We start from the raw sequence: 25735 nt of genomic DNA, 5'->3' as shown, positions 1-25735 counted from the left end.
GGCACGCTGCCATTACTCAGCCATTGACGGTTTTTCCCACAGATTGATCCCGCCTTCCTGGGCGAACCGATCGATCTGCGCCAGCTCTTCAGCGCTGAAGCTCAGGTTCTTCAACGCCCCGACGTTCTCGATGATCTGCTCCGGCCGGCTGGCACCGATCAGCGCGCTGGTCACCCTTGGATCCCGCAGGGTCCAGGCCAACGCCAATTGCGCCAGGCTCTGGCCGCGACGCTGAGCGATCTCATTCAGGGCGCGAACGTGGGCAATGTTCTCCTCGGACAGGTGTTGGGCCTGCAGCGAGCCTCCCCCCGGCCGATTCACCCGGGCATCGGCCGGTATGCCGTTGAGGTATTTATCGGTGAGCAAGCCTTGCGCCAGGGGCGTGAAGGCAATCACGCCGGCGCCGAGCTCTTCGGTGGTGTCGAGCAGGTCTTTTTCCACCCAACGGTTGAGCAGGTTGTAGGCCGGCTGGTGAATCAACAGCGGCACTTTCCACTCTTTGAGCAGCGCTGCCATCTCACGGGTTTTTACGCCGGAGTATGACGAAATACCGATGTACAACGCCTTGCCCTGCTGAACAGCGGTAGCCAGCGCACTGGCGGTCTCTTCCAATGGGGTGTCGGCGTCGAAACGGTGTGAGTAGAAGATATCCACATAATCGACACCAAGGCGCTGCAGGCTCTGGTCCAGGCTGGCCAGCACGTATTTGCGCGAACCGCCACCCTGGCCATAAGGACCGGGCCACATGTCCCAGCCGGCCTTGCTGGAGATGATCAGCTCATCGCGGTAGTGCTTGAAATCTTCGCGCAGCAAACGGCCGAAGTTGATCTCGGCGCTGCCGTAGGGAGGGCCGTAGTTATTGGCCAGGTCGAAGTGATTGATGCCCAGGTCGAACGCGGTGCGCAGCAGAGCGCGCTGGGTGGCGATCGGGGTGCTGTCGCCAAAGTTGTGCCACAGCCCCAGGGACAGTGCCGGCAGCACCAGCCCACTGCGGCCTACGCGGCGATAAGGAATAGATTCATAACGGTTTTCGGCAGCAATGTACTTCATCGAGTCCTCTCTGGGCTTGGGGCAAATAAGGCCTGGGAATAAGGTTATTCCCAGGCCTTTCAACCCGCTTAATCGCTTAAGTCTGCCTTTCCCTTTTACAGCAAAGACCTGCTTGAGAGGAACGCTATTGCCTACATTTGCTCAGCCGAATCAGCGCACCAGATGCAGGAACTGCAGGTGCCGCTCGTACTGGTCGAGAATGTCGTTGATGATCTGCTCCTTGGTGTAGCCCACCAGGTCGTAATCCTGGCTGCCCTCACGCAGGTGCACTTCGGCGCGATAGTAACGGCGGTTGTTGATCTCTTTGGAACCCATGCCGCCACGGGCGAACGACGGCGTGAAATAGCCACGCATCTGCACCTGGTAGATGAACGGATGCTCCTCGCCATGGCCGATTTCCAGGCTGACGCTGTCGTTGGCCGGGTCCGGCTGGGTGACCACGTTCAGGCCCTTCTCGACAAACACAGCCGTCACTTCTTCGATCGCCGGGCGCACCGTCGACTCGAGGAAGCGGTACACCTCATCCCGCGAGGGGAAGTGCACGGCCTGGCTCAAACGCTGTCGCCAGCCGCCACGGCCTTTGCGCGACGCTGAAATCGGCGCCAGCGAATGCAACTGGGCGATCTGCTTTTGCGATTCCAGATAGAACGCCTTGTGCAGCCCCCACATCATCAGCAACAGGATCAGCGAGAACGGCAGCGAGGTCAGCACGACCGCTGATTTCAACGAATCGATACTGCCGGCAAACAGCAAGGCGCTGGTGACCAGGGCGGTCATCGCGCCCCAGAACACGCGCAGCCATTTCGGCCCGTCTTCATCGGCGTTGCCGCCTTTGGACGACAGGGTCGACAGCACCACCGTGCCTGAGTCCGCCGAGGTCACGAAGAACACAAAGCTGATAAATACCGTGACAGCAATCACGGTTTTACTCCACGGGTAGGTTTCCAGCAGCAGGTACAGGCTCATCGACGGTTCATCAATGGCCGACTGGCCCAAGGCGGTCATGCCATGGTTGAGCACCTGGTCGATGGCGCTGTTACCGAAGATCGACATCCACGCCAGGGTGAAACCCAGCGGGATCAGCAGCACGCCAAACACGAATTCGCGGATGGTGCGACCACGGGAAATCCGCGCGATGAACAGGCCCACGAACGGCGACCATGCAATCCACCAGGCCCAGTAGAACACCGTCCAACCGCCCAGCCAGTCACTGGGTTTGTCGTAGGCGTATACGTCGAAACTCTTGGTCGGCAGCGCACCGAGGTAGTCGCCGATGTTCTGGATCAAGGTATTGAGCAGGTGCTGAGTGGGCCCGGCAAACAACACGAACAGCAGCAGCGCGCAGGCCAGCAGCATGTTGATGTCGGACATCACCCGCACACCCTTGTCGACACCGGCCACCGCAACGATGATCGCTGCGCCCATCATCAAGGTGATCAAGCCCACCTGGATCCACTGCGTATGGGCGATGCCGAACAGGTAATCCAGGCCGGAGTTGAGGTGCAGCACGCCAAAGCCCATGTCGGCGCCCAGGCCGAACACCGTGGCAATGATGCCAAAGCCATCCACCGCGTAACCGATCGGGCCATTGATGCGCTTGCCGATCAACGGGTACAACGCCGAGCGCAATGCCAGCGGCAGGTTATGCCGGTAGGCGAAATATGCCAGGGCCATGCCGACAAACGCGAACACGCCCCAGCCGTGCAGGCCCCAGTGCAGGAACAGGATCTGCATGGCCTGGCGCGCCGCATCAGCGTTCATCGCCTCGCCCTGGGGCGGTTGCACCAGGTGAGTCAGCGGTTCGGACACACAAAAGAAAAACAGCGTGATGCTGATCCCGGCGGCAAACAGCATGCCGGCCCAGGACAGGTAACTGAATTCGGGCTCGTCGTGGTCGGCACCGAGTTTTATCTTGCCGTAGCCCGATAGCGCGGTGACCACCACGAAGACCAGATACAGGGTCATCGCCAGCATGTAGTACCAGCCGACCGTATTGGCCGCCCAGTTTTGCGCCGCCAGCAGCCAGGCACCGGCCTGTTGCGGGATAGCGATGACAGTGATGCCGAACAGCAGAATGGCCGTGGCGGCAAAGTAGAAAACGGGCGCATTCATGCGCACCAGACCGCTGGGTGGGGTGGACGATGCACTCATGAACGATGCACCCCCGAGGTGTGAAATGTGGCTGTCAATAACGGACTCAGCAAAGGTAAGCCTCCTGTTGTGAGCGGGCAGCGAACCACCGGTTTAACTTGAACGAACGTTCAAGTTAAACATGAATGGGCGGTCTGGGACTAATTTCGGGGCTGAGTGGTAGACAATTCTTACACTAGCTCAAGGACTGGTATGACGGGTGGAGATCGGAAATCGTTCAGCGCTAGCAGGGAGAAATCCGGTAGGAATCTGGAATGCAATCAAAATGTGGGAGGGGGCTTGCCCCCGATAGCGGTGGATCAGTCAACTTATCTGTAGCTGACACACCCTAATCGGGGGCAAGCCCCCTCCCACAGGGGATTTGTGCAGACGCTTTACTTCTGCGCCCCATCATCGTGCTGCAAATTCGCCTGGGTAATATTTGCCCCCGCCGGCACGTTGCGGGTCAGCCATACGTTGCCGCCGATGGTCGAACCCTTGCCGATGGTAATCCGCCCCAGGATCGTGGCGCCGGCGTAAATCACCACGTCATCCTCAACAATAGGATGACGCGGGTGTCCTTTTTGCAACTGCCCATCCTCATCCGCCGGGAAGCGCTTGGCACCCAGCGTCACGGCCTGGTAGATGCGCACCCGCTCACCAATGATCGCCGTCTCGCCAATCACCACACCGGTCCCGTGGTCGATAAAGAAACTCGGGCCGATCTGCGCGCCGGGGTGGATATCGATTCCGGTAGCCGAGTGGGCGATTTCCGCGCTGATCCGCGCCAACAACGGCAAACCGGCGCGGTACAGGTGGTGGGCCAGGCGGTGGTGAATCACCGCCAGGATGCCGGGGTAGCACAGCAGCACCTCATCCACGCTGCGCGCGGCCGGGTCACCGTGGTAGGCGGCCAGTACGTCGGTGTCCAGCAGGCTGCGCAAGGCAGGCAATGCCAGGGCGAAATCCTGGATCAGGCGAATGGCATGGGCGTCGACCTGGCTGTCATCCTGGCCGCCCTGACGCGCGGCGTAGCGCAGCTCCAGCCGGGCCTGGGCAAGCAGAGCGTTGAGGGCGACGTCAAGGGTATGCCCGACGTAAAAGTCTTCACTTTCTTCGCGCAGGTCCACCGGGCCCAGCCGCATCGGGAACAGTGCACCGCACAACGCTTCGAGAATCTGCGCCACGGCCTCGCGGGACGGTAATTCGCGACCACCATGCTCGCCGCTCAAGCGACCGTTGCGCGTTCGCCACTGGTCCCGGGCGCTGCGCAGTTGGCTGACGATGGTCTGCAATTGCCAATGGCTGGAACGCTCACTCACGGTATTCACTCCTGACGAAATGGCCATCACTTTACGGTATGCGCCCCGGCAACCCTTAAGAACCAATGGTATGAGGCTAAGAACCTTCCGACATAAGCGATTTGCCGTTGCCCGATGAAAAGTGCCTGCCTATAGTCGTCCGATTACTCAGCCACCGTGCGTAGCCATGATCAGACAACAACTTGACCGCTTTAACCGTCTGGACCTGTTGGGCGGCGTCACCGCCCTGGAAAAACTCGAGCGGCTGTCGGCCTGGTTGGGCAGGGACATCTACGTCAAGCGCGATGACACCACCCCGCTGGCCATGGGTGGCAACAAATTGCGCAAACTTGAATACCTGGCCGCCGACGCCATCGCCCAGGGCGCCGACACCCTGGTCACCGCCGGCGCTATCCAGTCCAACCATGTGCGCCAGACCGCCGCACTGGCCGCCAGGCTCGGCCTGGGCTGCGTCGCCCTGCTGGAAAACCCTACCGGCACTGACGACCCCAACTACCTGGGCAACGGCAACCGTCTGTTGCTCGAACTGTTCGACGCCAAGGTGGAGCGGGTCGAGAACCTCGATAATGCCGACGACCAGCTCAACGCCCTCGCCGACCGCCTGCGCAGCAACGGCAAGAAGCCCTATCTGGTGCCTATCGGCGGCTCGAATGCCCTCGGCGCGCTGGGTTATGTGCGTGCAGGCCTGGAGCTGGCAGCACAGATCAAAGACAGCGGCCTCGACTGTGCGGCGGTGGTACTGGCCTCCGGCAGCGCAGGCACTCACAGCGGCCTTGCGCTGGCGCTGAGCGAAGCGCTGCCGAACCTGCCAGTGATTGGCGTCACCGTGTCGCGCACCGACGAAGCCCAGCGCCCGAAAGTCCTGGGCCTGGCCGAGCGTACCGCCGAGCTGCTCGGCGTGGCGGTGCCCGAGGCATTCAAAGTGATCCTGTGGGACGAATACTTCGGCCCGCGTTATGGCGAACCGAACGCGGGCACGTTGTCGGCGATCAAACTTTTGGCCAGCCAGGAAGGTCTGTTGCTCGACCCGGTCTACACCGGCAAGGCCATGGCAGGCTTGCTGGACGGCATCGGGCGTCAGCGGTTCGGGGACGGTCCGATTATTTTCCTGCATACGGGCGGGGCACCGGCGCTGTTTGCCTATGACTCAGTATTCAGCTGATTGAATGCGGACTGACTGTGGGAGGGGGCTTGCCCCCGATAGCGGCGGGTCAGGCACAGATGAATTGACTGACACTGCGCCATCGGGGGCAAGCCCCCTCCCACATCGGACCTCTTGCATATTCAAAAATAGAATATGAAGTTGTATTTTTATTATTTTCAAGTCTTAAAAACCCGCCTTATCATCGCGCCGCAGGCGAAGACGCGGTTCTCGCTTTAAGGCAGGATACGGCTACTGCGTCACCGGCTTCGCTCACCATAAAAAACCATAGGGGCTCTTCATGACTATTTCTGTATTGCGTCGCACATTGCTGGTCGGCACATTGGGCCTGGCGCTCGGCGCAGGCATGCTCGGCCAGGCGGTTGCCGGCGAACAACTGGACGCCATCAAGAAAGCCGGCGAGATCAAGATCGGCCTGGAAGGCACCTATCCACCGTTCAGCTTTGTCGATGAAAGCGGCAAGCTCAGCGGCTTCGAGGTGGAGCTGTCCGAGGCGCTGGCCAAGGAGCTGGGCGTCAAGGTCAAGCTGCAGGCCACGCCATGGGACGGCATCCTCGCCGCCCTCGATTCCAAGCGCCTGGACGCCGTGGTCAACCAGGTGACGATCTCCGAAGAGCGCAAAAAGAAGTATGACTTCTCCAAGCCCTACACCATCTCCGGTATCCAGGCGCTGACCCTTGAGAAGAACGTCGACACCATCAAGACCGCCGGCGACCTGGCCGACAAGAAAGTCGGTGTGGGCCTGGGCACCAACTACGAACAATGGCTCAAGGACAACCAACCCAAAGCCATCATCAAGACCTACAACGACGACCCGACCAAATTCCAGGACCTGCGCATCGGCCGCATCGACGCGATCCTGATCGACCGCCTGGCCGCTCTGGAATACGCCAAAAAAGCCAAGGACACCGCCGCTGCGGGCGAGGCGTTCTCTCGCCAGGAATCGGGTATTGCCCTGCGCAAAGGCGAACCCGAGCTGCTCGACGCGGTGAACAAGGCCCTCGACAAGCTGCGCGCCGACGGCACCTTGAAGAAGCTGTCCGAGAAGTACTTCAACGCTGACGTCACTCAATAATGGAAGCAGGTTTGCAACTCGCACTGGACTCCGCGCCCTTTCTGCTCAAGGGCGCGTATTACACGGTGATCCTCAGCCTGGGCGGGATGTTCTTCGGCCTGCTGCTGGGTTTCGGCCTGGCATTGATGCGCCTGTCGCGCTTCAAGCTGCTGAGTTGGACGGCGCGGGTCTACGTGTCGTTCTTTCGCGGCACGCCCTTGCTGGTGCAGTTGTTCCTGATCTACTACGGCTTGCCGCAAGTGGGTATCGAGCTGGACCCGATTCCGGCCGCCATGATCGGCTTTTCGCTGAACATGGCCGCCTACGCCTGTGAAATCCTGCGGGCCGCCATCGCGTCCATCGAGCGGGGCCAGTGGGAAGCCGCCGCGAGCATCGGCATGACCCGCGCGCAGACATTGCGCCGCGCCATCCTGCCGCAGGCAATGCGCACCGCACTGCCGCCGCTGGGCAACAGTTTTATTTCGCTGGTCAAGGACACGGCGCTGGCCGCCACCATCCAGGTGCCAGAGCTGTTCCGGCAGGCCCAACTGGTCTCGGCGCGCACCTTCGAAATTTTCACCATGTATCTGTCCGCCGCCCTGATCTACTGGATCCTGGCGAGCATCCTGGCGCATCTGCAAAATCGTCTGGAAGACCGGGTCAACCGGCATGACCTGGAGTCTTGAAGCATGATCGTGGTTGAAAAACTGACCAAACAATTCAACGGTCAGGTGGTGCTCAACGGCATCGACCTTGAGGTCAAGGCCGGCGAAGTCGTGGCCATCATCGGCCCCAGCGGCTCCGGCAAGACCACCTTCCTGCGCTGCCTGAATTTTCTCGAAGAACCCACCAGCGGCCGTATCAAGGTGGGCGATATCGAAATCGACAGCAACAAGCCGCTCAACCAGCAACAAAGCCTGGTGCGACGTCTGCGCCAGCACGTGGGTTTTGTATTCCAGAACTTCAACCTGTTCCCCCACCGCACCGCACTCGAAAACGTCATCGAAGGCCCGATCGTGGTCAAGAAGATGCCACGCGACGCGGCGACCGATCTGGGTCGCAAGTTACTGGCCAAGGTCGGTCTGGCAGGCAAGGAGGCGGCTTATCCACGGCGCTTGTCCGGCGGCCAGCAACAGCGTGTGGCGATCGCTCGGGCCCTGGCCATGGAGCCTGAGGTGATTCTGTTCGACGAACCCACCTCGGCCCTCGACCCGGAACTGGTCGGTGAAGTGCTGGCGACCATCCGCAGCCTGGCCGAAGAAAACCGCACCATGGTGATCGTCACCCACGAGATGAGCTTTGCCCGGGATGTAGCCAACCGCGTGATCTTTTTCGACAAGGGCGTGATCGTTGAGCAGGGTGAAGCCAAGGCGCTGTTCGCCAACCCCAGGGAAGAGCGCACCCGGCAGTTCCTGAGCAAATTTCTCGCCCATTGAATCGGTCTTCTGTGGCCGGCGCACACGCTCGCTCGCCACAGAAGCGGTTCCTACAAAGAATCGCCGCTGCTGCTTGTAAAACACTCTGCCAGGCCCCTCCTGCAATACCCCTTCCAGTCAGACCCTTCTGAATCTACTCCAACCCGCCGTTTAGCCCTTTGCCGCCATTGACGCCCCCGGCGCAACCCTCTTATCTAGCGTCCAGAGGATTGGATCCTATCCCGGCTACTCACTGAATCGTTCTTTCGGCCCCTTTGCGCACCCGCGCCCAAGGCCCGGAACGATTGCTGCTGGCTGCATCAAGGAGATCACATATGACGCACACTACTATCCCAGCCATGCTGACCGCACCCACCCTGCCCCAGGCCGTTCGAAACGGCATCAGTGCCCACGCGGCCGCTCAACTGCAGGTCGACATCGCACCTTACCCCGGCATGGAGGAAGGCGACCTGATCGAGCTGTTCTGGAACAACTGCTTTGCCGCTTCACGCCGGGTGACGGCCGGCAAAATCGGTACCCCGACCCACCTGCGGGTGCCGGAAAGCTTTGTACAGGATGGCCCGGCCCGGGTTCACTACCAGATCATGCAGATCGGTCACGGCCCCGCGCGCTCTGCCACCACCCAGGTACGGGTCAAGACCAACTACCCTGGCGGGCAGCCGTCGAATCTGTACAGCGACGAAAACCAGAACCTGGCACCGGTCAGCCTGCCCGAGACCATCCGCCGCCACGGCGTCAACAGTCGCCAGGTGCAACGCGGTATTCCGCTGTCCATCGAGCCTTACGCGAACATGGCCAGCGGCGACGCCATCACGCTGCGCTGGGGTGACGTACGCATGGATCTGCCGAAAATCCAGGCCGGGAGCGTGGGCATGCCCGTTCAGGTCTGGGTGCCTTCGGCGGTCATTATCGAAGGCGGTGACGACTGCCGCCTGGAGGTGACGTACTGCATCCTGGATCGCGTCGGTAACAATTCGCGCTGGGCACCGGCCCGTACCTTGCGCATTGCCGCCTGGATTCCCATGGGCTCGGACGCGGCCAAGGCCACGTATCAACCTCGCCCGTTCGGCTCCCCCTGCGAACCGGGGTGACGACCCTTCTATGCATATTCCTAAAAGTTAGTTTATTTAAAAAATAAACACGCTTAGGGTATATGCACCGGACCACCGGACATTCCTGAATTTTCTGTTTTCATTTCATTGAATGCGAGGTCGGTATGGTCAGAATTACCCCGGTGCATAACGCCAGGGCATTACGTGCAGCCAAGGAGCGGCGCTGATGTCTAATTTGGCTCTAACACCCCCCCAGAGTGATCTGGACGTGGCACCACTGTTGTTGCCGGCCACCGTGCTGCGCAACGACGCCCAGGCGTTGAGCGCCGCCCATGAACTGGCTGACGCCGCGCGCCTGCAAGCCGCCAGGCGCGACCAGCAACGGCAATTGCCATGGGCGCAGATCGAACAGTTCACCCGCAGCGGGTTGGGCAGTATTTCCATTCCCCGAGAATACGGCGGTCCACAGGTTTCGTTCGTGACCCTGGCCGAGGTCTTCGCCATCATCAGCGCGGCCGACCCGGCTCTCGGGCAAATCCCGCAGAACCATTTCGGCATCCTGCACCTGCTGCAGAGCACCGCCAGCGAGCGCCAGAAAAAACACCTGTTCCAAAGCGTGCTCGAGGGTTGGCGCATCGGCAATGGCGGCCCGGAACGCGGCACGAAAAACACCCTGGAACTCAAGGCACGGATCACCGCCGAGGGCGACGGCTATGTGGTCAGCGGCCAGAAGTTCTACTCCACCGGCGCACTGTTCGCCCATTGGGTGGCCATCAAGGCCCTCAATGAGGACGGCAAGCAAGTCATGGCGTTTGTGCGCCGTGGCAGCGAGGGGCTGCGCATCGTGGATGACTGGTCGGGCTTTGGCCAACGCACCACCGCCAGCGGCACCGTACTGCTCGACCGGGTACCGGTGGACGCGCAGTGGGTGGTGGACAACTGGCGCCTGGGCGAAAGCCCGAATATCCAGGGTGCCGTATCGCAACTGATCCAGGCCGCCATCGACGCCGGCATCGCCCAGGGCGCCCTGGAAGACACCATCGCCTTTGTCCGTGAACGTTCACGCCCCTGGATCGATGCCAAGGTCGAACGGGCCAGCGACGACCTGTATGTCATCGCCGATATCGGCAAGTTGAAGATTGAGCTGCATGCCGCGCAGGCGCTGCTGCGCAAGGCCGGCCAGGTACTGGACCAGGTCAGCGCCGCACCGATCACCGCGCAGTCCGCCGCGCGCGCGTCGATCGCAGTCGCCGAGGCCAAGGTCCTCACCACCGAGGTGTCATTGCTGGTCAGCGAAAAGCTCTTCGAGTTGGCCGGCAGCCGCGCCACCCTCGCCGAATTCAACCTTGACCGGCACTGGCGCAATGCGCGGGTCCACACGCTGCATGACCCGGTGCGCTGGAAGTATCACGCCATCGGTGCGTACCGCTTGAACGGCACGTTGCCGGCTCGACATTCCTGGATCTGACCGCCCAGAACACTTTTTCCACGAGCTTCTGGAGAACACATGACGCTTTCCAATCACGTCGCGGTCATTACCAGCGATGAACAAGCCCTTATTGTCGCCAGCGACCTGGCCGAAGACCTGCGCCGCGACAGCGCCCAACGCGACCGCGAACGCCGCCTGCCGTTGCCCGAGCTGGATGTCTTTTCCCGCTCCGGCCTGTGGGGCATCAGCGTGCCCAAGGCCTACGGCGGTGCCGGCGTGTCCAACGTCACCCTGGCCAAGGTCATTGCGCTGATTGCCCAGGCCGACGCCTCCCTGGGCCAGATTCCGCAAAACCATTTCTATGCCCTTGAAGTGCTGCGCGTCAACGGCAACCCCGAACAACAGCAGCGCCTGTACGCAGAAGTGCTGGCCGGCCAGCGCTATGGCAACGCTTTGGCGGAACTGGGCACCAAGACCGCCCACGACCGCGTCACCCGCCTCAGCCGCGACGGCGAGGGTTTTCGCATCAGCGGGCGCAAGTTCTACGCCACCGGCGCGATCTATGCCCAGCGCATCCCCACGTCGGTGGTGGATGAACACGGTGTCCAGCAACTGGCCTTCGTGCCCCGCGACAGCGCCGGCCTGACGGTGATCGACGACTGGAGCGGCTTTGGCCAGCGCACCACGGGCAGCGGTTCTGTGGTGTTCGACAACGTCTGGGTGGACGCCCGGGACGTGATCCCGTTCCAGAGCGCCTTCGAACGCCCGACCACCGTCGGCCCCCTGGCGCAGATTCTTCACGCCGCCATCGACACCGGCATCGCCCGCGCCGCCTTCGAAGATGCGCTGCATTTTGTGCGCACCAAGACCCGCCCCTGGATCGACTCAGGCAGCGACAAGGCCACCGATGACCCGTTGACCTTGAAAAGCTTCGGCCACCTGAGTATCCGCCTGCACGCCGCCGAGGCGTTGCTGGAGCGCTCGGGCGAATTCCTCGATCGCGCCCAGGCCGACAGCACGGCCCAGACCGTCGCGGCCGCCTCCATCGCCGTCGCCGAAGTGCGCGCCCTGAGCACCGAAATCTCCCTCGCCGCCGGCAGCACGCTGTTCGAACTGGCCGGCAGCCAGGCGACCCTGGCCGAGCACGGGCTGGACCGCCACTGGCGCAACGCACGGGTTCACACCCTGCACGACCCGGTGCGCTGGAAATATCACGCCGTGGGCAATTACTACCTCAACGCCGAAAACCCGCCGCTGCGGGGGACGATCTGATGAGCAAGAAAAAGATCCTGCTCAATGCGTTCAACATGAACTGCATCGGGCACATCAACCACGGCTTATGGACCCACCCACGGGACACGTCCACCCAGTACAAGACCCTCGAGTATTGGACCGAATTGGCGCAAACCCTGGAGCGCGGGCTGTTCGACGGCTTGTTTATCGCCGATATCGTCGGCGTGTATGACGTGTACCAGAAGTCTGTCGACGTGCCGCTCAGGGAATCGATCCAGTTGCCGGTCAACGACCCGCTCCTGCTGGTCTCGGCCATGGCGGCCGTCACCCGCAACCTCGGCTTCGGCCTCACCGCCAACCTGACCTACGAGCCGCCCTATCTGTTCGCCCGGCGCATGTCCACCCTCGACCACCTGAGCCGCGGCCGAGTGGGTTGGAACATCGTCACCGGCTACCTCGACAGCGCCGCCAAGGCCATGGGCCTGAACGAACAAGTCGAGCATGATCGCCGCTACGACCAGGCCGATGAATACCTGCAGGTGCTGTACAAGCTCTGGGAAGGCAGCTGGGAAGATGACGCGGTCGTCAACGATCCCAAGGCGCGGGTGTATGCGCAGCCAGCCAAGGTGCACAAGGTCGAGCATCACGGCGAGTTCTACCAGGTCCAGGGTTATCACCTGTGCGAACCCTCGCCGCAGCGCACGCCGGTGCTGTTCCAGGCCGGCAGTTCGGACCGCGGCCTGCAGTTCGCCGGACGTCATGCCGAGTGCGTATTCATCAGCGGGCAGAACAAGGCCTCGACCAGGATCCAGGTGGACAAGGTGCGTGCCAGCGCAGTGGCGGCCGGGCGTAATCCGCATGACATCAAAGTGTTCATGGGCCTCAACGTCATCGTCGGCGCGACCGAAGAACTGGCCTGGGCCAAGCACGCCGAGTACCTCAGCTATGCCAGCGCCGAGGCCGGCGTGGCGCACTTTGCGGCGTCCACGGCAATCGATTTTTCCGAGTACGAACTGGACGAGCCGATCCAGTATGTGAAGAGCAATGCGATCCAGTCGGCCACCAAAAACCTGCAGAACAACGACTGGACCCGGCGCAAATTGCTGGAGCAGCACGCCCTCGGCGGGCGCTATATCACGCTGGTGGGCTCGCCTGAGCAGGTTGCGGATGAGCTGGAATCCTGGATCAGCGAAACCGGGCTTGATGGTTTCAACCTGACGCGCATCGTCACGCCGGAAAGCTACGTGGATTTCATCGACTGGGTGATACCGGAATTACAACGACGCGGCTCGTACAAGACTGAGTATGAGCAGGGCACGCTGCGCGAAAAAGTCTTCCACGGCTCCGCTCGCCTACCCGAACAACACACCGGCTCGACCTACCGACACTGAACCAAAAAGTGTGGGAGGGGGCGTGCCCCCGATGGCGGTGAATCAGTCACCGGATTGGTTCGCTGACACACTGCTATCGGGGGCAAGGCCCCTCCCACATGGATCTGCATTGTTTGTCCTAATACCTTATGACTGGAAATTGATGATGAAAAAAATACTGCTCACCCACCCAGTCAAAGCACTGGCCCTGGCCTTCGGATTATTCAGCACAGCCGTATTCGCCGCCGATGCGCCGTTGAAAGTCGGCACCACCGCCGCCTTCGCCATCCCGCTGGAAGCGGCAGTTGAAGAGGCCGGCAAACAAGGCCTGAACGTCGAGCTGGTGGAATTCACCGACTGGATCGCCCCCAACGTCAGCCTCGCCGCCGGCGATATCGACGTGAACTACTTCCAGCACATTCCGTTCCTGGAAAACGCCAAGGCCGCTGCCGGGTTTGACCTGGTGCCTTACGCGCCGGGCATCATCAACAACGTCGGGCTGTATTCGAAAAAGTACAAAAGCTTCAACGACCTGCCCGAAGGCGCCAGCGTGGCCATCGCCAACGACCCGATCAACAGCGGTCGCGGCCTGCAGCTGCTGGCCAAGGCCGGGCTGATCAGCCTCAAGCCGGGCGTGGGCTACAAGGCCACCGAAGAAGACATCGTCAGCAATCCGAAAAAAATCAAAATTCTGCAAGTGGAAGCCGTGCAACTGGTGCGCGCCTATGACGACGCCGACCTGGTGCAGGGCTACCCCGCGTATATCCGCCTGTCCAAGACCTTCGATGCGCAATCGGCGCTGCTGTTCGACGGCCTGGACCACCCGGAATACGTGATCCAGTTCGTGATTCAGCCCAAGAGCAAAACCGACCCACGGCTGATCAAGTTCGTCGACATCTACCAGCACTCGCCAGTGGTACGCGCCGCCCTGGATAAATCCCTCGGTACGCTTTACCAAGTCGGCTGGGAAGCTAAAAAATGACCGCGATCAATGCCCGACTACGCGACCTGGACACACCGCCCAGGGACGCCTGGCAGACCGAACTGCATGCGGATTTGCACCGAGCCCACGTGCGGTTCATCAACCTGGGTAAAACCTATGACGGCACGGTGCATGCCTTGCACGGCATCGACCTGGCGATCCAGCGTGGCGAAGTGTTCGGCATCATTGGCCGCAGCGGCGCCGGCAAGTCGTCGCTGATTCGCACCATCAATCGCCTGGAACAACCCAGCAGCGGGCGGGTGCTGATCGATCAGGTGGATATCGGCGGCTTCGACGAGGACCACCTGGTCGCACTGCGCCGACGCATCGGCATGATCTTCCAGCACTTCAACCTGATGTCGGCCAAGACCGTGTGGCAGAACGTCGAGCTGCCCCTCAGGGTCGCCGGCGTGCCCAAGCCGCAGCGTGAACAAAAGGTGCGCGAGCTGCTGGAACTGGTGGGTTTGCAGGACAAGCACACAGCGTATCCGGCGCAGCTTTCCGGGGGGCAGAAACAGCGCGTGGGCATCGCCCGTTCGCTGGTGCACGACCCCGAGATTCTGCTGTGCGACGAGGCCACATCGGCCCTGGACCCGGAGACCACCCAATCGATCCTCGGCCTGCTGCGCGAGATCAACCAGCGCCTGGGCCTGACCATCGTGTTGATCACCCATGAGATGGCGGTGATCCGCGACATCTGCGACCGCGTGGTGGTGCTGGAACACGGGCGTATCGTCGAGCAAGGCCCGGTGTGGCACGTGTTCGGCAATCCGCAGCATGACGTCAGCAAAACCCTGCTCGCCCCCTTGCAACACGGGCTACCGCCTGAATTGCAAAGCCGCCTGCAACCCACTCCCCCATCGGCCGACGCCGCGCTGGTGCTGCGCTTGCAGTTCACCGGCAGCGACGCCGATGAGCCCGACCTGGCCGCCCTGTTCAAGGCCCTCGGCGGCCGCGTGCGCTTGCTCCAAGGCGGGGTGGAACGCATCCAGGGCCATGCCCTGGGGCAATTACTGCTGGCGGTGAATGGATCGTCGCACAGCGCCGAAGAACTGCGCAACCGCGCCGCGAACTGGGCGCAACAGGTGGAGGTGCTGGGCCATGTGGTTTGATCGTTTAGTACAGGGCGCCATCGACACGTTATTGATGGTGGGCGTGTCGTCGTTGATCGCCCTGCTGGTGGGGATTCCGCTGGCCGTGTTTCTGGTCACCAGCGACAAAGGCGGCATCTACCAGGCGCCGACGCTGAATCGGGTGCTGGGCGCCTTCGTCAATCTGTTCCGCTCCATTCCCTTTCTGATCCTGATGGTGGCGCTGATCCCGTTCACCCGCCTGATCGTGGGCACCACCTATGGCGTGTGGGCGGCAGTCGTCCCGCTGACCATTGCAGCCACGCCATTCTTTGCGCGTATCGCCGAAGTCAGCCTGCGCGAGGTCGACCATGGACTGATCGAAGCGGCGCAGGCCATGGGTTGCCGCCGCTGGCACATCATCTGGCACGTGCTGTTGCCGGAAGCGCTGCCGGGGATCGTCGGCGGGTTCACCATCACCCTGGTGACCATGATCAACTCATCGGCCATGGCCGGTGCGATTGGCGCCGGTGGCTTGGGCGACATTGCGTACCGCTATGGCTACCAGCGTTTCGATACGCAGATCATGCTGACGGTGATTGTGCTGTTGGTGGTGCTGGTGGCGGTGATTCAACTGGGCGGGGATCGGTTGGCGCGGGTACTGAACAAGCGGTGAGGTATAGTCGGGCATTTCAGCGCCCGGTATTGCCTGTCATGACCCTCAAGCCCGACGACCTCAACCAGATCACCGCCACCACCCTCGGCCATTACAACAACGTGGCCGAAGACTTCCGTGAAGGCACCCGCGATCACGATGTAAGCCAGAACATCGACGCGCTGCTGCGGCATATCCAGGGCGCGGCGCCGTTTACCGTGCTGGATTTCGGCTGCGGGCCGGGGCGCGATTTGCAGACGTTTACACGTATGGGGCATATCGCCGTGGGGCTCGACGGTTCCGAGCGGTTTGCGCAGATGGCGCGCGAAGACAGCGGTTGCGAGGTGTTGCAGCAAGACTTCCTGAAACTGGACCTGCCTGCCGAGCGCTTTGACGGGATCTTCGCCAATGCGGTGCTGTTTCACATACCCAGGCAGGAATTGCCACGGGTGCTCAAAGAGCTGCATGGAACGTTGAAACCTGGCGGCGTGCTGTTCAGCTCCAATCCTCGGGGTGACAACCGGGAAGGTTGGAGCGGGCCGCGGTATGGGTCTTATCACGATCTGGAGGCATGGCGGGGGTTGCTGGTTGAGGCCGGGTTTGAAGAGCTGGAGCATTACTATCGACCGGCGGGTTTGCCAAGGGAGCAGCAGCCTTGGTTGGCCAGTGTGTGGCGCAAGGTTTGAGTGATTTATCGCCTGGGCTGAAGCTATCGGGGGCAAGCCCCCTCCCACAGGAGAACGCATTCCAAATGTGGGAGGGGCGGTGCGACGATTCGACTTGCCCCCCGATGATCTCAAGGGCGACGTCGATCCACCTGATACACCACCGGTTTCTCACCCTCCACCAGCGCCGTCACACTGCGCCCGGCATACCCTTCTTTTTGCGCGCGCGAAAAATTCGCCACCAACCGCGTCCCATCGGCGAACGTCGTTTGCTGCAACAGTTTGTCCACCGTCAGCCAGCGAAAACCCGTCATCGCCTGAGTCGCCAAGCGCTCATGCAGCGGGCGGAAAAACCGCTCCTGGCGCTGAATCACCGGCAGCCGTTCCTTGAGCGTTGCTGCACTCACGTGATACAGCGGCGGCACGTTGTAGAGCAGTTGGGCCAGCTCATTCTCCGCCTGCACATTGCTTAACTTCAGGCTGTCGAACAACCAGTGATGGGTGGTAATCACCGAGCCATGGAACACCGTCTGATACAGCGGCAGGCGCATTGTCGGATCGAGATACACCGTGCGCAGCGACGCTTTCAAGGGCACCGGTTTGAAGAACACGGCCGGTTGCTCCGGCGGGTACCAGTTGCCGACGTAGTAGGCTGACTGTGGGTCCTGGGTCATCTCGCGGTCCCCCCAGCCGATCACCGGTGTTTGCATGCCATGGGCGAACAGGATGCCCTGGGCGGTGATGGCGTTGCCGTCCTCGGAGCCTGCGGGCAGTTTGAGCGAGGTGTTGATCCAGCGCGACGCGTCGATACTGCCTTGGGCGTTTTGCGCCTGGGTCATTGGCGCACTGTCGCGGTAACTGTCAAAAACCATTCCGGCGGCATAGGCATCGAGAAACCAGGCGTTGAAACCGGCTGCGGCCTGTACCGCTTTCACCCGTGCCTGCAACAAAGGTCGCACACAGCGTGGATCGGTGTAGTGGCCGGATTGCTGGAAGCCGACCTTGAGCGCGCCGCCTTTCAACATGATTGCGCAGTCGCGATAGGCCTTGCCGCCCAGATGAGCAGTGGTCCAATCGGCGTTTTCAGCTGCGGACAAAGCCGTTTCATACGAATCATAAGGCGCCACCAGATAACCGGCATCCACCCCCGCACGAATCGCCTCGGGATGCCACAGGCCGCCTTCCCAACCTTCGCCCAGTGTCAGCAGCAGACGCTTGAGCCCAGCGTCGCGCAAGGCCTGGATGCTCGAATGACCCCAGGTTTCGGGGCGATCCCCCAAGGCCCCGGCGAAATCCAGGGCCAGCTCGCGACGCAACTCGCCGTAGCGAGCGGCAAGGCGATTCATGTCGGGCTCTTCTACCTGCCAAGCCTGCCGAACCTTCGTGTTGATGGCCGCATTGAAGCCACGCAACAGCAGGGTTTGCTCATAGCGATTCAATGCACGTGTCTGCGCGAGCACCTGCGCAGGCTCCTTGTCCATCAGCCCACTGAGCTCATGCGTGCGCAACCGTTTGATCAGCGCGGGCCAATCAACCACATCATCGAGCTTCAGCAAGCCGTTGCCCCAGAGGTAAACGTGACTGGCACCGAGCAATTTTACCGCCTCCGGCGTTTGCCGCAGCTTGTCCGCCAGCGACTCGTAACGGCCCTGCTCGACCAGCCACTGACGATAGTGTTTGGCGCCGGCCAACGGGTCGGCATCGCCCAGGTGCAACAGCAGCGTCATCGGCGCCTGCGGCTCGAGCGAGGTGAATTCATGGGACACGGACAGCGCCACGCCCTGGCCGTCCGCTTGCCATTGGAGGCGATTGTGATAGGGGTTGGTCAGCAGCCAGTTGAGCGTGAAGCGCCCGTGATCCAGCCCCCATAGCGGCAAGCTGAGGTCCTGGGTCGTATTGAGCTCGCCCCGCCCGATCAGAAAATCTTTCCACACGGCATTATCGGCCGGCACGTAATGCCCCTCGGCCAACGGCCAGATCAGCCCTTGACCCATGGCCCTGGCCGGCTGGCGCAGCAGGGCCAGCTCACCCGCTTCACGGGCATTGATTGTCAGGGTCAATTCGCGCTGTTCAAGCCGGGCCGTCAGGCGATAGGCGCCGCTGTCCCACTGCCAGGAAACCTGTTCGGCGTCGGCCTGCAGCGCGTTGACCGCATGCGCGGTGACACCGCTGGAAGCTTGTACCGAGGCCTCGCCCGCGGGGGTGACGCGCAGCGCCAGGGTGGCGGGGTCGAGGTCAACCCGCCACAGGGCGTTTTCCAGCACGGTGGAGGCCAAGACTGAGGGCGCGAGGAGAAGCGCGCCGAGTAAAAAGAGCGGACGCAGGCACTGCATGGGAATCGACCTGAATGAGAAGAAGGCCGAAAGAGTAAAACATGCGCAGTCTCGCCGGGACGGCAAGCGGCGGTTTAGGAAGCTTCCCACAGCCTCAATCGAGATGAAGATCCAAATGTGGGAGGGGGCTTGCTCCCGATGGCGGTGGTTCAGTCACCTGATGCTTGGCTGACATACCGCTATCGGGGGCAAGCCCCCTCCCACAGTTTTCAACTGCGTTGTTCCTGTTGATCCTGCTTGGGCTCGCGGATTTTGTACCAGGCCACGTACAGCGCCGGCAGGAACAACAGCGTCAGCAACGTGGCGATAATGATCCCGCCAATCATTGCGTAGGCCATCGGCCCCCAGAACACTTCCCGGGCAATCGGGATCATGCCCAGGCTGGCTGCCGCAGCCGTGAGCAGGATCGGCCGGCGCCGATGCTCGGTGGCTTCCACCACCGCATCCCACGGCGTATAACCGGCCACTTCGTACTCATGGATCTGCGTCACCAGAATCACCGAGTTGCGGATGATGATGCCGATCAGCGCGAGGATACCCAGGATCGCCACGAAGCCCATGGGCGTGCCCGTGGGAATCAGCGCCAGCACCACGCCGATCAGCCCCAGCGGCGCAACGCTGGCCACCAGGAACATCTTCTGCACGCTGTGCAACTGGATCATCAGGAAGGTCGCCATCAGGAACAGCATCAACGGCACCACGCTGGCAATCGGGCCCTGGGCCTTGCCGCTTTCTTCCACGGTACCGCCGGTGGCGACTTTGTAGCCCACCGGCAGGCCGTCGTTGAACTTCTGGATAGTCGGCGCCAGCTGCTTGACCAAGTCGGTCGGCTGCATCTCGTCACGCACTGCTGCCTTGATGGTAATCGTCGGCTTGCGATCACGACGCCACACCAGCGGTTGCTCCAGTTCGTAACGCACCGTGGCGAAGGCCAGCAACGGAATCGAGGTGCCGTTGGGTGTGACGATCTGCAGGTTCTGCAGGGTTTCCGGCGTACCGCGCTCGGCGTCTTCGGCGCGGCCGACCACGTTGATCAGGTAAATATCGTCATGCACCTGAGTGACCGACGCGCCGCTGACCACGCTGTTCATCAACTGCGCCACGTCTTCGGACGACAGCCCCAGTTGCCGCGCCTTGTCCTGGGCGATGTCGATGCGCAAGACTTTGCCCGGCTCGTTCCAGTCGTAGATGATTTCGCCCAAGTGGGTGTTCTGATCGAGCAAGGTCGCCAGTTCGATGGCGTGCTTGCGCACCTGGTCGGTGTCTTTGCCGGACACGCGGTACTGGATCGGCCGGCCCACCGGCGGGCCCATTTCCAGCGGCTGTACAAAGCTGCCGATGCCGACGAAGTCATCGCGCAGACGCTTCTGCAGACGCGTAATCAACTCGCCGCGCTCTTCCAGGCCTTTACTCACAATCACAAGCTGCGCGTAGTAGGGATTCTCCAGCTGCTGGTCCAGCGGCAGGTAGAAACGGATCGCGCCCTGGCCGATATAGGTACTCCAGCGAGCGATGTCCGGGTCGTCCTTGATGATGGCTTCGAGGCGGTCGACCGCCTTGCGCGTCTCGTTGATCGAGGCGTTCTGCGGCAGGTTCAGGTCAACCAGGATTTCCGGGCGATCCGACGACGGGAAGAACTGGTTCTGCACGAACTGCATGGAAAACACCGAGGCCACGAACAGCGCCACGGTGATGCCGATGGCCCACCAGCGGTTGCGCATGGACCAGAGCATGCCACCGTTGAAGGCGCGACCAATGCGCCCCGGTTCGGCGTCGTGCGGCTTCACCTTGGCACTGAGGATATGCACGCCGATCACCGGCGCAAACAGCACCGCCACGACCCACGACACCAGCATCGCCACGGCGATCACCGCGAACAGCGTAAAGGTGTACTCGCCCGCCGAACTGGCGTTAAGACCAATCGGCACAAAACCGGCCACGGTCACCAGCGTGCCGGTGAGCATCGGAAACGCCGTAGAGGTATAGGCGTAGGTCGCGGCCTGCTCCTTGGTTTCGCCTTTTTCCAGGCGTGTGATCATCATCTCCACGGTAATCATCGCATCGTCCACCAGCAGGCCGAGGGCGATGATCAAGGCGCCCAATGACACCCGCTGCATGGTGATGCCGCTGTATTCCATAAACACGAACACCAACGCCAGCACCAGTGGAATCGAGCACGCCACCACCAGCCCGGCGCGCATGCCCAGGCTGATAAAGCTCACCACCAGCACGATGATCACCGCTTCGAACAGCGCACTGGTAAAGCCGCCGACGGCCTCTTCCACCACTTCGGCCTGGTCCGAGACTTTGTGCACACCAACGCCCACCGGCAGGTCGGCGGTCAGCTCATCCATGCGCCCGTGCAGCGCCTTGCCGAACGACTGGATATTGCCGCCCTTCTGCATCGCAATCGCCAGGCCGATCGCCGGCTTGCCGTTGAAACGGAACATCGGCCGCGCCGGGTCGACGTAGCCACGGCTGATGTCGGCAATGTCAGCCAGGCGATAGAAGCGGTCATTGAGACGCAGGTTGACGTTGGCCAGGTCCTTCTCCGAGGCGAACTGCCCGGAGGTGCGCACCGAAATCCGCTCCGGCCCGGCCTCGATCACCCCGGCGGGCGTGACTGCGTTCTGCGACTGCAGGCTTTGCACGACCTGGCGCTGATCGATGCCCAGCGCGGCCAGTTTGCGCGTGGAAAAATTCAGGTAAATCACTTCGTCCTGCTGGCCGATCATCTCGACCTTGCCCAGCCCCGGCACCGAGCGGATCTCGGCGCGAACCTGCTCCACGTAGTCGCGCAGCTGGCGCATCGACAGGCCGTCGCCGGTAAAGGCGTATACCGAGCCGAACACGTCACCGAACTCGTCGTTGAAGGACGGCCCCTGCAAGCCCTGGGGGAAGGTGCCGCGAATATCGTCGATCTTCTTGCGAACCTGGTACCAGATCTCCGGAATAGCCTTGGCGCTGGTGGTGTCCTTGAGGAACACGAACACCGTGGACTCGCCCGGCCGGGTGTAGCTTTTCACATAGTCGAGGGAGTCGAGTTCCTCGAGTTTTTTCTCGATGCGGTCAGTGACCTGCTTGAGGGTTTCTTCCTGGGTCGCGCCCGGCCAGCGGGTCTGGATCACCATGGTCTTGATGGTGAACGAGGGGTCTTCCTCGCGCCCCAGGTTCATGTACGAAAACACGCCCATCAAAAGCGCGACGAACATCAGGTACCACACGAAGGACTGATGCTTGAGGGCCCAGTCGGATAAGTTGAAGCTCCCTTTCATCGCGGGCTGTCCTCGTCGATTTTGACTTTTTGCCCGGGTTTCAGGCTGTTCACACCGGCGGTGACAATGCGTTCGCCAGGTTTGACGCTGCCGTTGAGCACGGCGCTGTCGGCATCCCGGCTGACGACCGTGACGTCACGCGGCTGCACCGTCTGGCTCTGGGTGTCGAGCAGCCAGATGCGGGTCTTGCCGTCGACGTCCTGCAACGCGCTCAGGGGCAGTTCGATGCGCGGCGCGATGGCGCTGCTCAGGGTGACGCTGATGGCGGTGCCCAGGCGGAACGCGGCGGGGGTTTCGGTCAGGCTCAGGCGTGCGCGACGGGTGCGCGTGGCGCTTTGGGCCTGGGGCTCGATCTCGCGCACGATGGCGGTGGTCTGCACGCTGGGGTCCAGTTGCCCGGCGACAAGGAACACCACATCTGCGGGCAAGCGCTCGGCTAGCCCGGCGGGCAGGTCGATCACCGCTTCCTTGATATCCGGGCGAGCCAGGGTCACCACTTGCTGGCCGGCGCTGACCACTTGACCGGCCTCGGCATTCCAGGCGGTGACGATGCCGGCGTGGTCGGTGCGCAGTTCGGCGTAGTTGAGCTGGTCCTTGGCCTGGTTGACCGAGGCGCGCGCCTGATCGAGGGTGGCCTGGGTGGTTTTCAGGTCAGTCTGGGCCACGTCGAGCTGAGCCAGGGCACCGACGCCACGGTTGAACAGTTCCTGCTGGCGGCGGGCATTGGCCTGGGCATTGATGAACTGCGCCTGCACGCGTGCCAGGTCGCCCTGGGCGGCGCGCAATTGGTTCTGCTGGTCGGTGGGGTCGAGCACGGCAAGCAAGGCGCCCTTCTGCACCTCAGCGCCCACGTCCACGGCGCGACGCGCAATACGGCCAGGTACACGGAAACCCAGGTTACTTTCGTAGCGCGCCTGAATGGTGCCGGCAAAGCGACCGAGGTTTTCCTGGTCTTCGGCCTTAACCTCCATGGACAGTACCGGGCGCACCGGTTCGGGCGGTGCTTCTTCTTTGGAGCAGGCCATCAGCAACAGGCTGGCGGCGACGATGACCGTCAGTTGCTTCATGGTTGGGCTCCTTGCTCGGCGATTTCAACAGGCATGCCGGGGTGCAGCAGTTGCCCACCGGCCACCACGACTTTTTCGCCGCCTTTGAGGCCATCGCCGATGATCACTTTGCCGGTGAGGTAACGCGCCACCGTGACCTTATGCAAGTGCGCCTTGCCGTCACCGTCCACCAGCCACACGGCGGGTTCACTGAGGTCTTTGGTCAAGGCCGACCACGGCAACTCGATGCTGGCCCTGGCCGGGCCATTGGCGGTGGCGCTGACCACCGAGCCCAACTCCATGCCATTGGGCAGGCTTTGCAGGGCGATCTTCACCTGCACGGTGCCGGTATTGGCGGCCACGGCCGGGGTGACTTCACGGACCTTGCCCACGGCCTTGATGCTCGGGTTGTCCAGCAGGCTGACGGTAATCGGCGCATCCGACGGCGGTTCTACCAGCAGGGATTCATAGACGTTGAACACCGCATCGCGTTCGCCGTCACGGGCCAGGCTGAAGATCGGCATGGTGGCTTGTACCACCTGGCCGACTTCGGCCTGGCGCGCCGTGATGATGCCCGGCGCGTCGGCGATCAGCGCGGTGTAGCCCAGTTGTTCACGGGCGTTGGCCAACTGGGCCTGGGCGGCGGCGAGGGCGCTCTGGCTGCCGCGCAGCGCGGCCTGGGCGGAATCGTATTCGCTGCGGCTGGTGTAGCCCTTGGGCAAGAGTTTTTCCTGGCGCACGAACGCAGCGGCGGTCTGCTTGACCCGTGCCTGCTCGGCCACGACCTGGGCCTGGGCGGAGTCGACGTTGGTCTGCAGGTCCTTGGGGTCGAGCCTGGCCAGCACTTGCCTGGCCGTGACCCGGTCGCCCACATCGACCATGCGCTGGATGATCTTGCCACCCACGCGAAAGGACAAATCGGTTTGCACCCGCGCCTGGATATCCCCCGTCAGCGTGACCGCCGCGGCGAAATCCGCTGGCTGCACGGTTTGCACAAACACCCGGGAATGGGCTTTGGGTTCGGTCTTTTCCTGACCACAGCCGCCAAGCAGCGTCAGTAAGCCAAATCCGAGTAAAAATGTCGAAATGCGACCGCCCATGCAGGCTCCTTTTGCGTGATGCCGACTTGCCAGTGTGTATGCGACTGTGAGCGTAGTTCAGGGTTCCTTATCTGCATGGAGGATCCCATACTCCAATGGTTCCCATGCCGACTAAATGCATATGCTCAAAACCCTCGCGGTGGCCAATTACCGCTCGATCAATAAATTGGTGGTGCCCCTGGACCGGCTGAATCTGATCACCGGTCCCAATGGCAGCGGCAAGTCCAACCTGTACCGCGCCCTGCGCCTGCTCGCCGAAACCGCCCAGGGCGGGGTGATCAACGCCCTGGCCCGCGAAGGCGGGCTGGACTCGACCTTCTGGGCCGGGCCGGAAACCATCAGTCGGCGTATGCGCAGCGGCGAAGTGCCGATCGAGTCCACCGTGCGCCAGGGCGTCAAGCGCCTGCGCCTGGGGTTTGCCGCCGAAGATTTCAGCTACGCCATTTCCCTGGGATTGCCGGAACCCTCCAAGTCGTTTTTCAGCCTTGATCCGCAAGTGAAGAAGGAGTGCATATGGGCCGGGCACCTCTACCGCCCGGCCAGCCTGCTGGTGCAACGTTGCGGGCCGATGGTGCGCGCTCGCGAAGGCCGCGCCTGGGATGTGCTGGCCCAGCACACGCCCAATTACCACAGCCTGTTCGACCAGGTCGGCAGCCTGCGTGGCTCGCCGGAAGTGCTGCTGCTGCGCGAGAGCATTCGTGGCTGGCGCTTTTACGATCACTTTCGCAGCGACGTCGACGCGCCCGTGCGCCAGCCACAGTTGGGCACCCGCACACCCGTGCTGCACCACGACGGGCGTGATTTGGCGGCGGCCTTGCAGACCATTCGCGAGATTGGCGACCCCGAGGCGTTACAGCGCGCGGTCAGCGATGCGTTCCCCGGCGCGCGCCTGAATATCCAGCCGCTGCAGGGCGGGCGCTTTGCGATTGAGTTCTATCAGGAAGGCTTGCTGCGGCCGTTGTCGGCGGCCGAATTGTCGGACGGCACCTTGCGCTACCTGCTGCTGATTGCCGCGCTGCTGACACCACGGCCGCCCACCATGATGGTGCTGAACGAACCGGAAACCAGCCTGCATCCGGACCTGTTGCCCGCGTTGGCGCGCTTGATCATCGAAGCGTCGAAGCAGTGCCAGGTGTGGGTGGTGTCCCATGCCAGCCGCTTGATTGCGGCGTTGCAGCAGGATGAAGGGTGCAATTCGATCGTGCTGGAGAAGGTGCTGGGGGAGACGCGGATTGTCGGGCAAGGGATGCTGGATGCGCCGGCGTGGCATTGGCCGGAATAGGTGGTAGCTGTACCGGCCCTATCGGGGGCAAGCCCCCTCCCACATTGGACTGTATTCACACGTCAGATTTTGTAAATCCGGTCCAGTGT

Annotated in this window: 20 protein-coding genes; 13 read left to right on the top strand and 7 right to left on the bottom strand. The window is 62.1% G+C overall.

The features are described from left to right. Positions 1-12: 12 nt before the first annotated feature. From mgrA to epsC, 3 genes are all read right to left on the bottom strand, one after another. On the bottom strand, positions 13-1050 hold the full coding sequence (gene mgrA / locus CIB54_RS11030) for an L-glyceraldehyde 3-phosphate reductase (RefSeq protein ID WP_101219785.1): 1038 nt from the start codon (positions 1048-1050) through the stop codon (positions 13-15). A 150-nt stretch (positions 1051-1200) separates the two neighbouring features. Beyond that, positions 1201-3162, bottom strand: a complete 1962-nt coding sequence (gene betT, locus CIB54_RS11025) for a choline transporter BetT (RefSeq protein WP_164484677.1) — start codon at positions 3160-3162, stop codon at positions 1201-1203. A 413-nt stretch (positions 3163-3575) separates the two neighbouring features. Continuing rightward, positions 3576-4502 (bottom strand): serine O-acetyltransferase EpsC, encoded by a 927-nt coding sequence (epsC, locus tag CIB54_RS11020; protein WP_101219784.1) that lies wholly within the window; start codon positions 4500-4502, stop codon positions 3576-3578. 166 nt (positions 4503-4668) lie between these two features. Here epsC and CIB54_RS11015 point away from each other — a divergent pair, with 166 nt between their 5' ends. The 12 genes from CIB54_RS11015 to CIB54_RS10960 all read left to right on the top strand — a co-directional run bounded on the left by CIB54_RS11015 (position 4669) and on the right by CIB54_RS10960 (position 16631). Continuing rightward, positions 4669-5664 carry a D-cysteine desulfhydrase gene (locus CIB54_RS11015; protein WP_101219783.1) on the top strand — a complete coding sequence of 332 codons (996 nt, stop codon included), beginning with the start codon at positions 4669-4671 and terminating at the stop codon, positions 5662-5664. Between the two features lie 280 nt (positions 5665-5944). Further along, positions 5945-6739, top strand: a complete 795-nt coding sequence (tcyJ, locus tag CIB54_RS11010) for a cystine ABC transporter substrate-binding protein (RefSeq protein ID WP_101219782.1) — start codon at positions 5945-5947, stop codon at positions 6737-6739. Further along, positions 6739-7404, top strand: coding sequence for a cystine ABC transporter permease (gene tcyL / locus CIB54_RS11005; RefSeq protein WP_032878420.1), 666 nt, complete (start codon positions 6739-6741; stop codon positions 7402-7404). Before tcyJ ends, tcyL begins: the two co-directional genes overlap by 1 nt. A gap of 3 nt (positions 7405-7407) precedes the next feature. Then, positions 7408-8154, top strand: coding sequence for an L-cystine ABC transporter ATP-binding protein TcyN (gene tcyN / locus CIB54_RS11000; RefSeq protein ID WP_101219781.1), 747 nt, complete (start codon positions 7408-7410; stop codon positions 8152-8154). 314 nt (positions 8155-8468) lie between these two features. Beyond that, positions 8469-9245, top strand: a complete 777-nt coding sequence (locus CIB54_RS10995) for a hypothetical protein (RefSeq protein WP_065950014.1) — start codon at positions 8469-8471, stop codon at positions 9243-9245. Between the two features lie 187 nt (positions 9246-9432). Further along, positions 9433-10674, top strand: a complete 1242-nt coding sequence (locus CIB54_RS10990) for an SfnB family sulfur acquisition oxidoreductase (RefSeq protein WP_065950013.1) — start codon at positions 9433-9435, stop codon at positions 10672-10674. 39 nt (positions 10675-10713) lie between these two features. After that, the gene (locus tag CIB54_RS10985; RefSeq protein WP_065950012.1) at positions 10714-11907 is read left to right on the top strand and encodes an SfnB family sulfur acquisition oxidoreductase; all 1194 of its coding nucleotides are present in this window, start codon (positions 10714-10716) and stop codon (positions 11905-11907) included. After that, positions 11907-13259 (top strand): LLM class flavin-dependent oxidoreductase, encoded by a 1353-nt coding sequence (locus CIB54_RS10980; protein ID WP_101219780.1) that lies wholly within the window; start codon positions 11907-11909, stop codon positions 13257-13259. Before CIB54_RS10985 ends, CIB54_RS10980 begins: the two co-directional genes overlap by 1 nt. 145 nt (positions 13260-13404) lie before the next feature. Then, on the top strand, positions 13405-14220 hold the full coding sequence (locus CIB54_RS10975; RefSeq protein ID WP_065950010.1) for a MetQ/NlpA family ABC transporter substrate-binding protein: 816 nt from the start codon (positions 13405-13407) through the stop codon (positions 14218-14220). Continuing rightward, positions 14217-15332 (top strand): methionine ABC transporter ATP-binding protein, encoded by a 1116-nt coding sequence (locus CIB54_RS10970; RefSeq protein WP_101219779.1) that lies wholly within the window; start codon positions 14217-14219, stop codon positions 15330-15332. Before CIB54_RS10975 ends, CIB54_RS10970 begins: the two co-directional genes overlap by 4 nt. Then, positions 15322-15966, top strand: coding sequence for a methionine ABC transporter permease (locus CIB54_RS10965; RefSeq protein WP_065893807.1), 645 nt, complete (start codon positions 15322-15324; stop codon positions 15964-15966). The genes CIB54_RS10970 and CIB54_RS10965 overlap by 11 nt, the downstream gene beginning before the upstream one ends. 38 nt (positions 15967-16004) lie before the next feature. Continuing rightward, positions 16005-16631, top strand: a complete 627-nt coding sequence (locus CIB54_RS10960) for a class I SAM-dependent methyltransferase (protein ID WP_101219778.1) — start codon at positions 16005-16007, stop codon at positions 16629-16631. Positions 16632-16741: 110 nt separating this feature from the next. Here CIB54_RS10960 and CIB54_RS10955 read toward each other — a convergent pair whose 3' ends face one another. The 4 genes from CIB54_RS10955 to CIB54_RS10940 form a co-directional block, all read right to left on the bottom strand. After that, entirely contained in the window at positions 16742-18943 is a 2202-nt protein-coding gene (locus CIB54_RS10955; protein ID WP_101219777.1) for a glycoside hydrolase, read from the bottom strand. A gap of 209 nt (positions 18944-19152) precedes the next feature. Then, positions 19153-22218 carry an efflux RND transporter permease subunit gene (locus tag CIB54_RS10950; RefSeq protein WP_101219776.1) on the bottom strand — a complete coding sequence of 1022 codons (3066 nt, stop codon included), beginning with the start codon at positions 22216-22218 and terminating at the stop codon, positions 19153-19155. Beyond that, complete coding sequence (locus tag CIB54_RS10945; protein WP_101219775.1) at positions 22215-23285, bottom strand: efflux RND transporter periplasmic adaptor subunit; 1071 nt, start codon at positions 23283-23285, stop codon at positions 22215-22217. Before CIB54_RS10945 ends, CIB54_RS10950 begins: the two co-directional genes overlap by 4 nt. After that, a complete protein-coding gene (locus tag CIB54_RS10940; protein WP_101219774.1) occupies positions 23282-24364 on the bottom strand; it encodes an efflux RND transporter periplasmic adaptor subunit in 1083 nt (360 codons plus the stop codon). The genes CIB54_RS10945 and CIB54_RS10940 overlap by 4 nt, the downstream gene beginning before the upstream one ends. A 121-nt stretch (positions 24365-24485) precedes the next feature. Here CIB54_RS10940 and CIB54_RS10935 point away from each other — a divergent pair, with 121 nt between their 5' ends. Further along, positions 24486-25646, top strand: a complete 1161-nt coding sequence (locus tag CIB54_RS10935) for an AAA family ATPase (protein WP_101219838.1) — start codon at positions 24486-24488, stop codon at positions 25644-25646. Positions 25647-25735 lie beyond the last annotated feature (89 nt).

It is taken from the genome of Pseudomonas fluorescens (genome assembly GCF_002837185.1).
Classification (GTDB): Bacteria; Pseudomonadota; Gammaproteobacteria; order Pseudomonadales; family Pseudomonadaceae; genus Aquipseudomonas; species Aquipseudomonas fluorescens_AM.
Note: the sequence above shows the minus strand (reverse complement) of the source record. Positions and strands in the feature narration are given on the sequence as shown.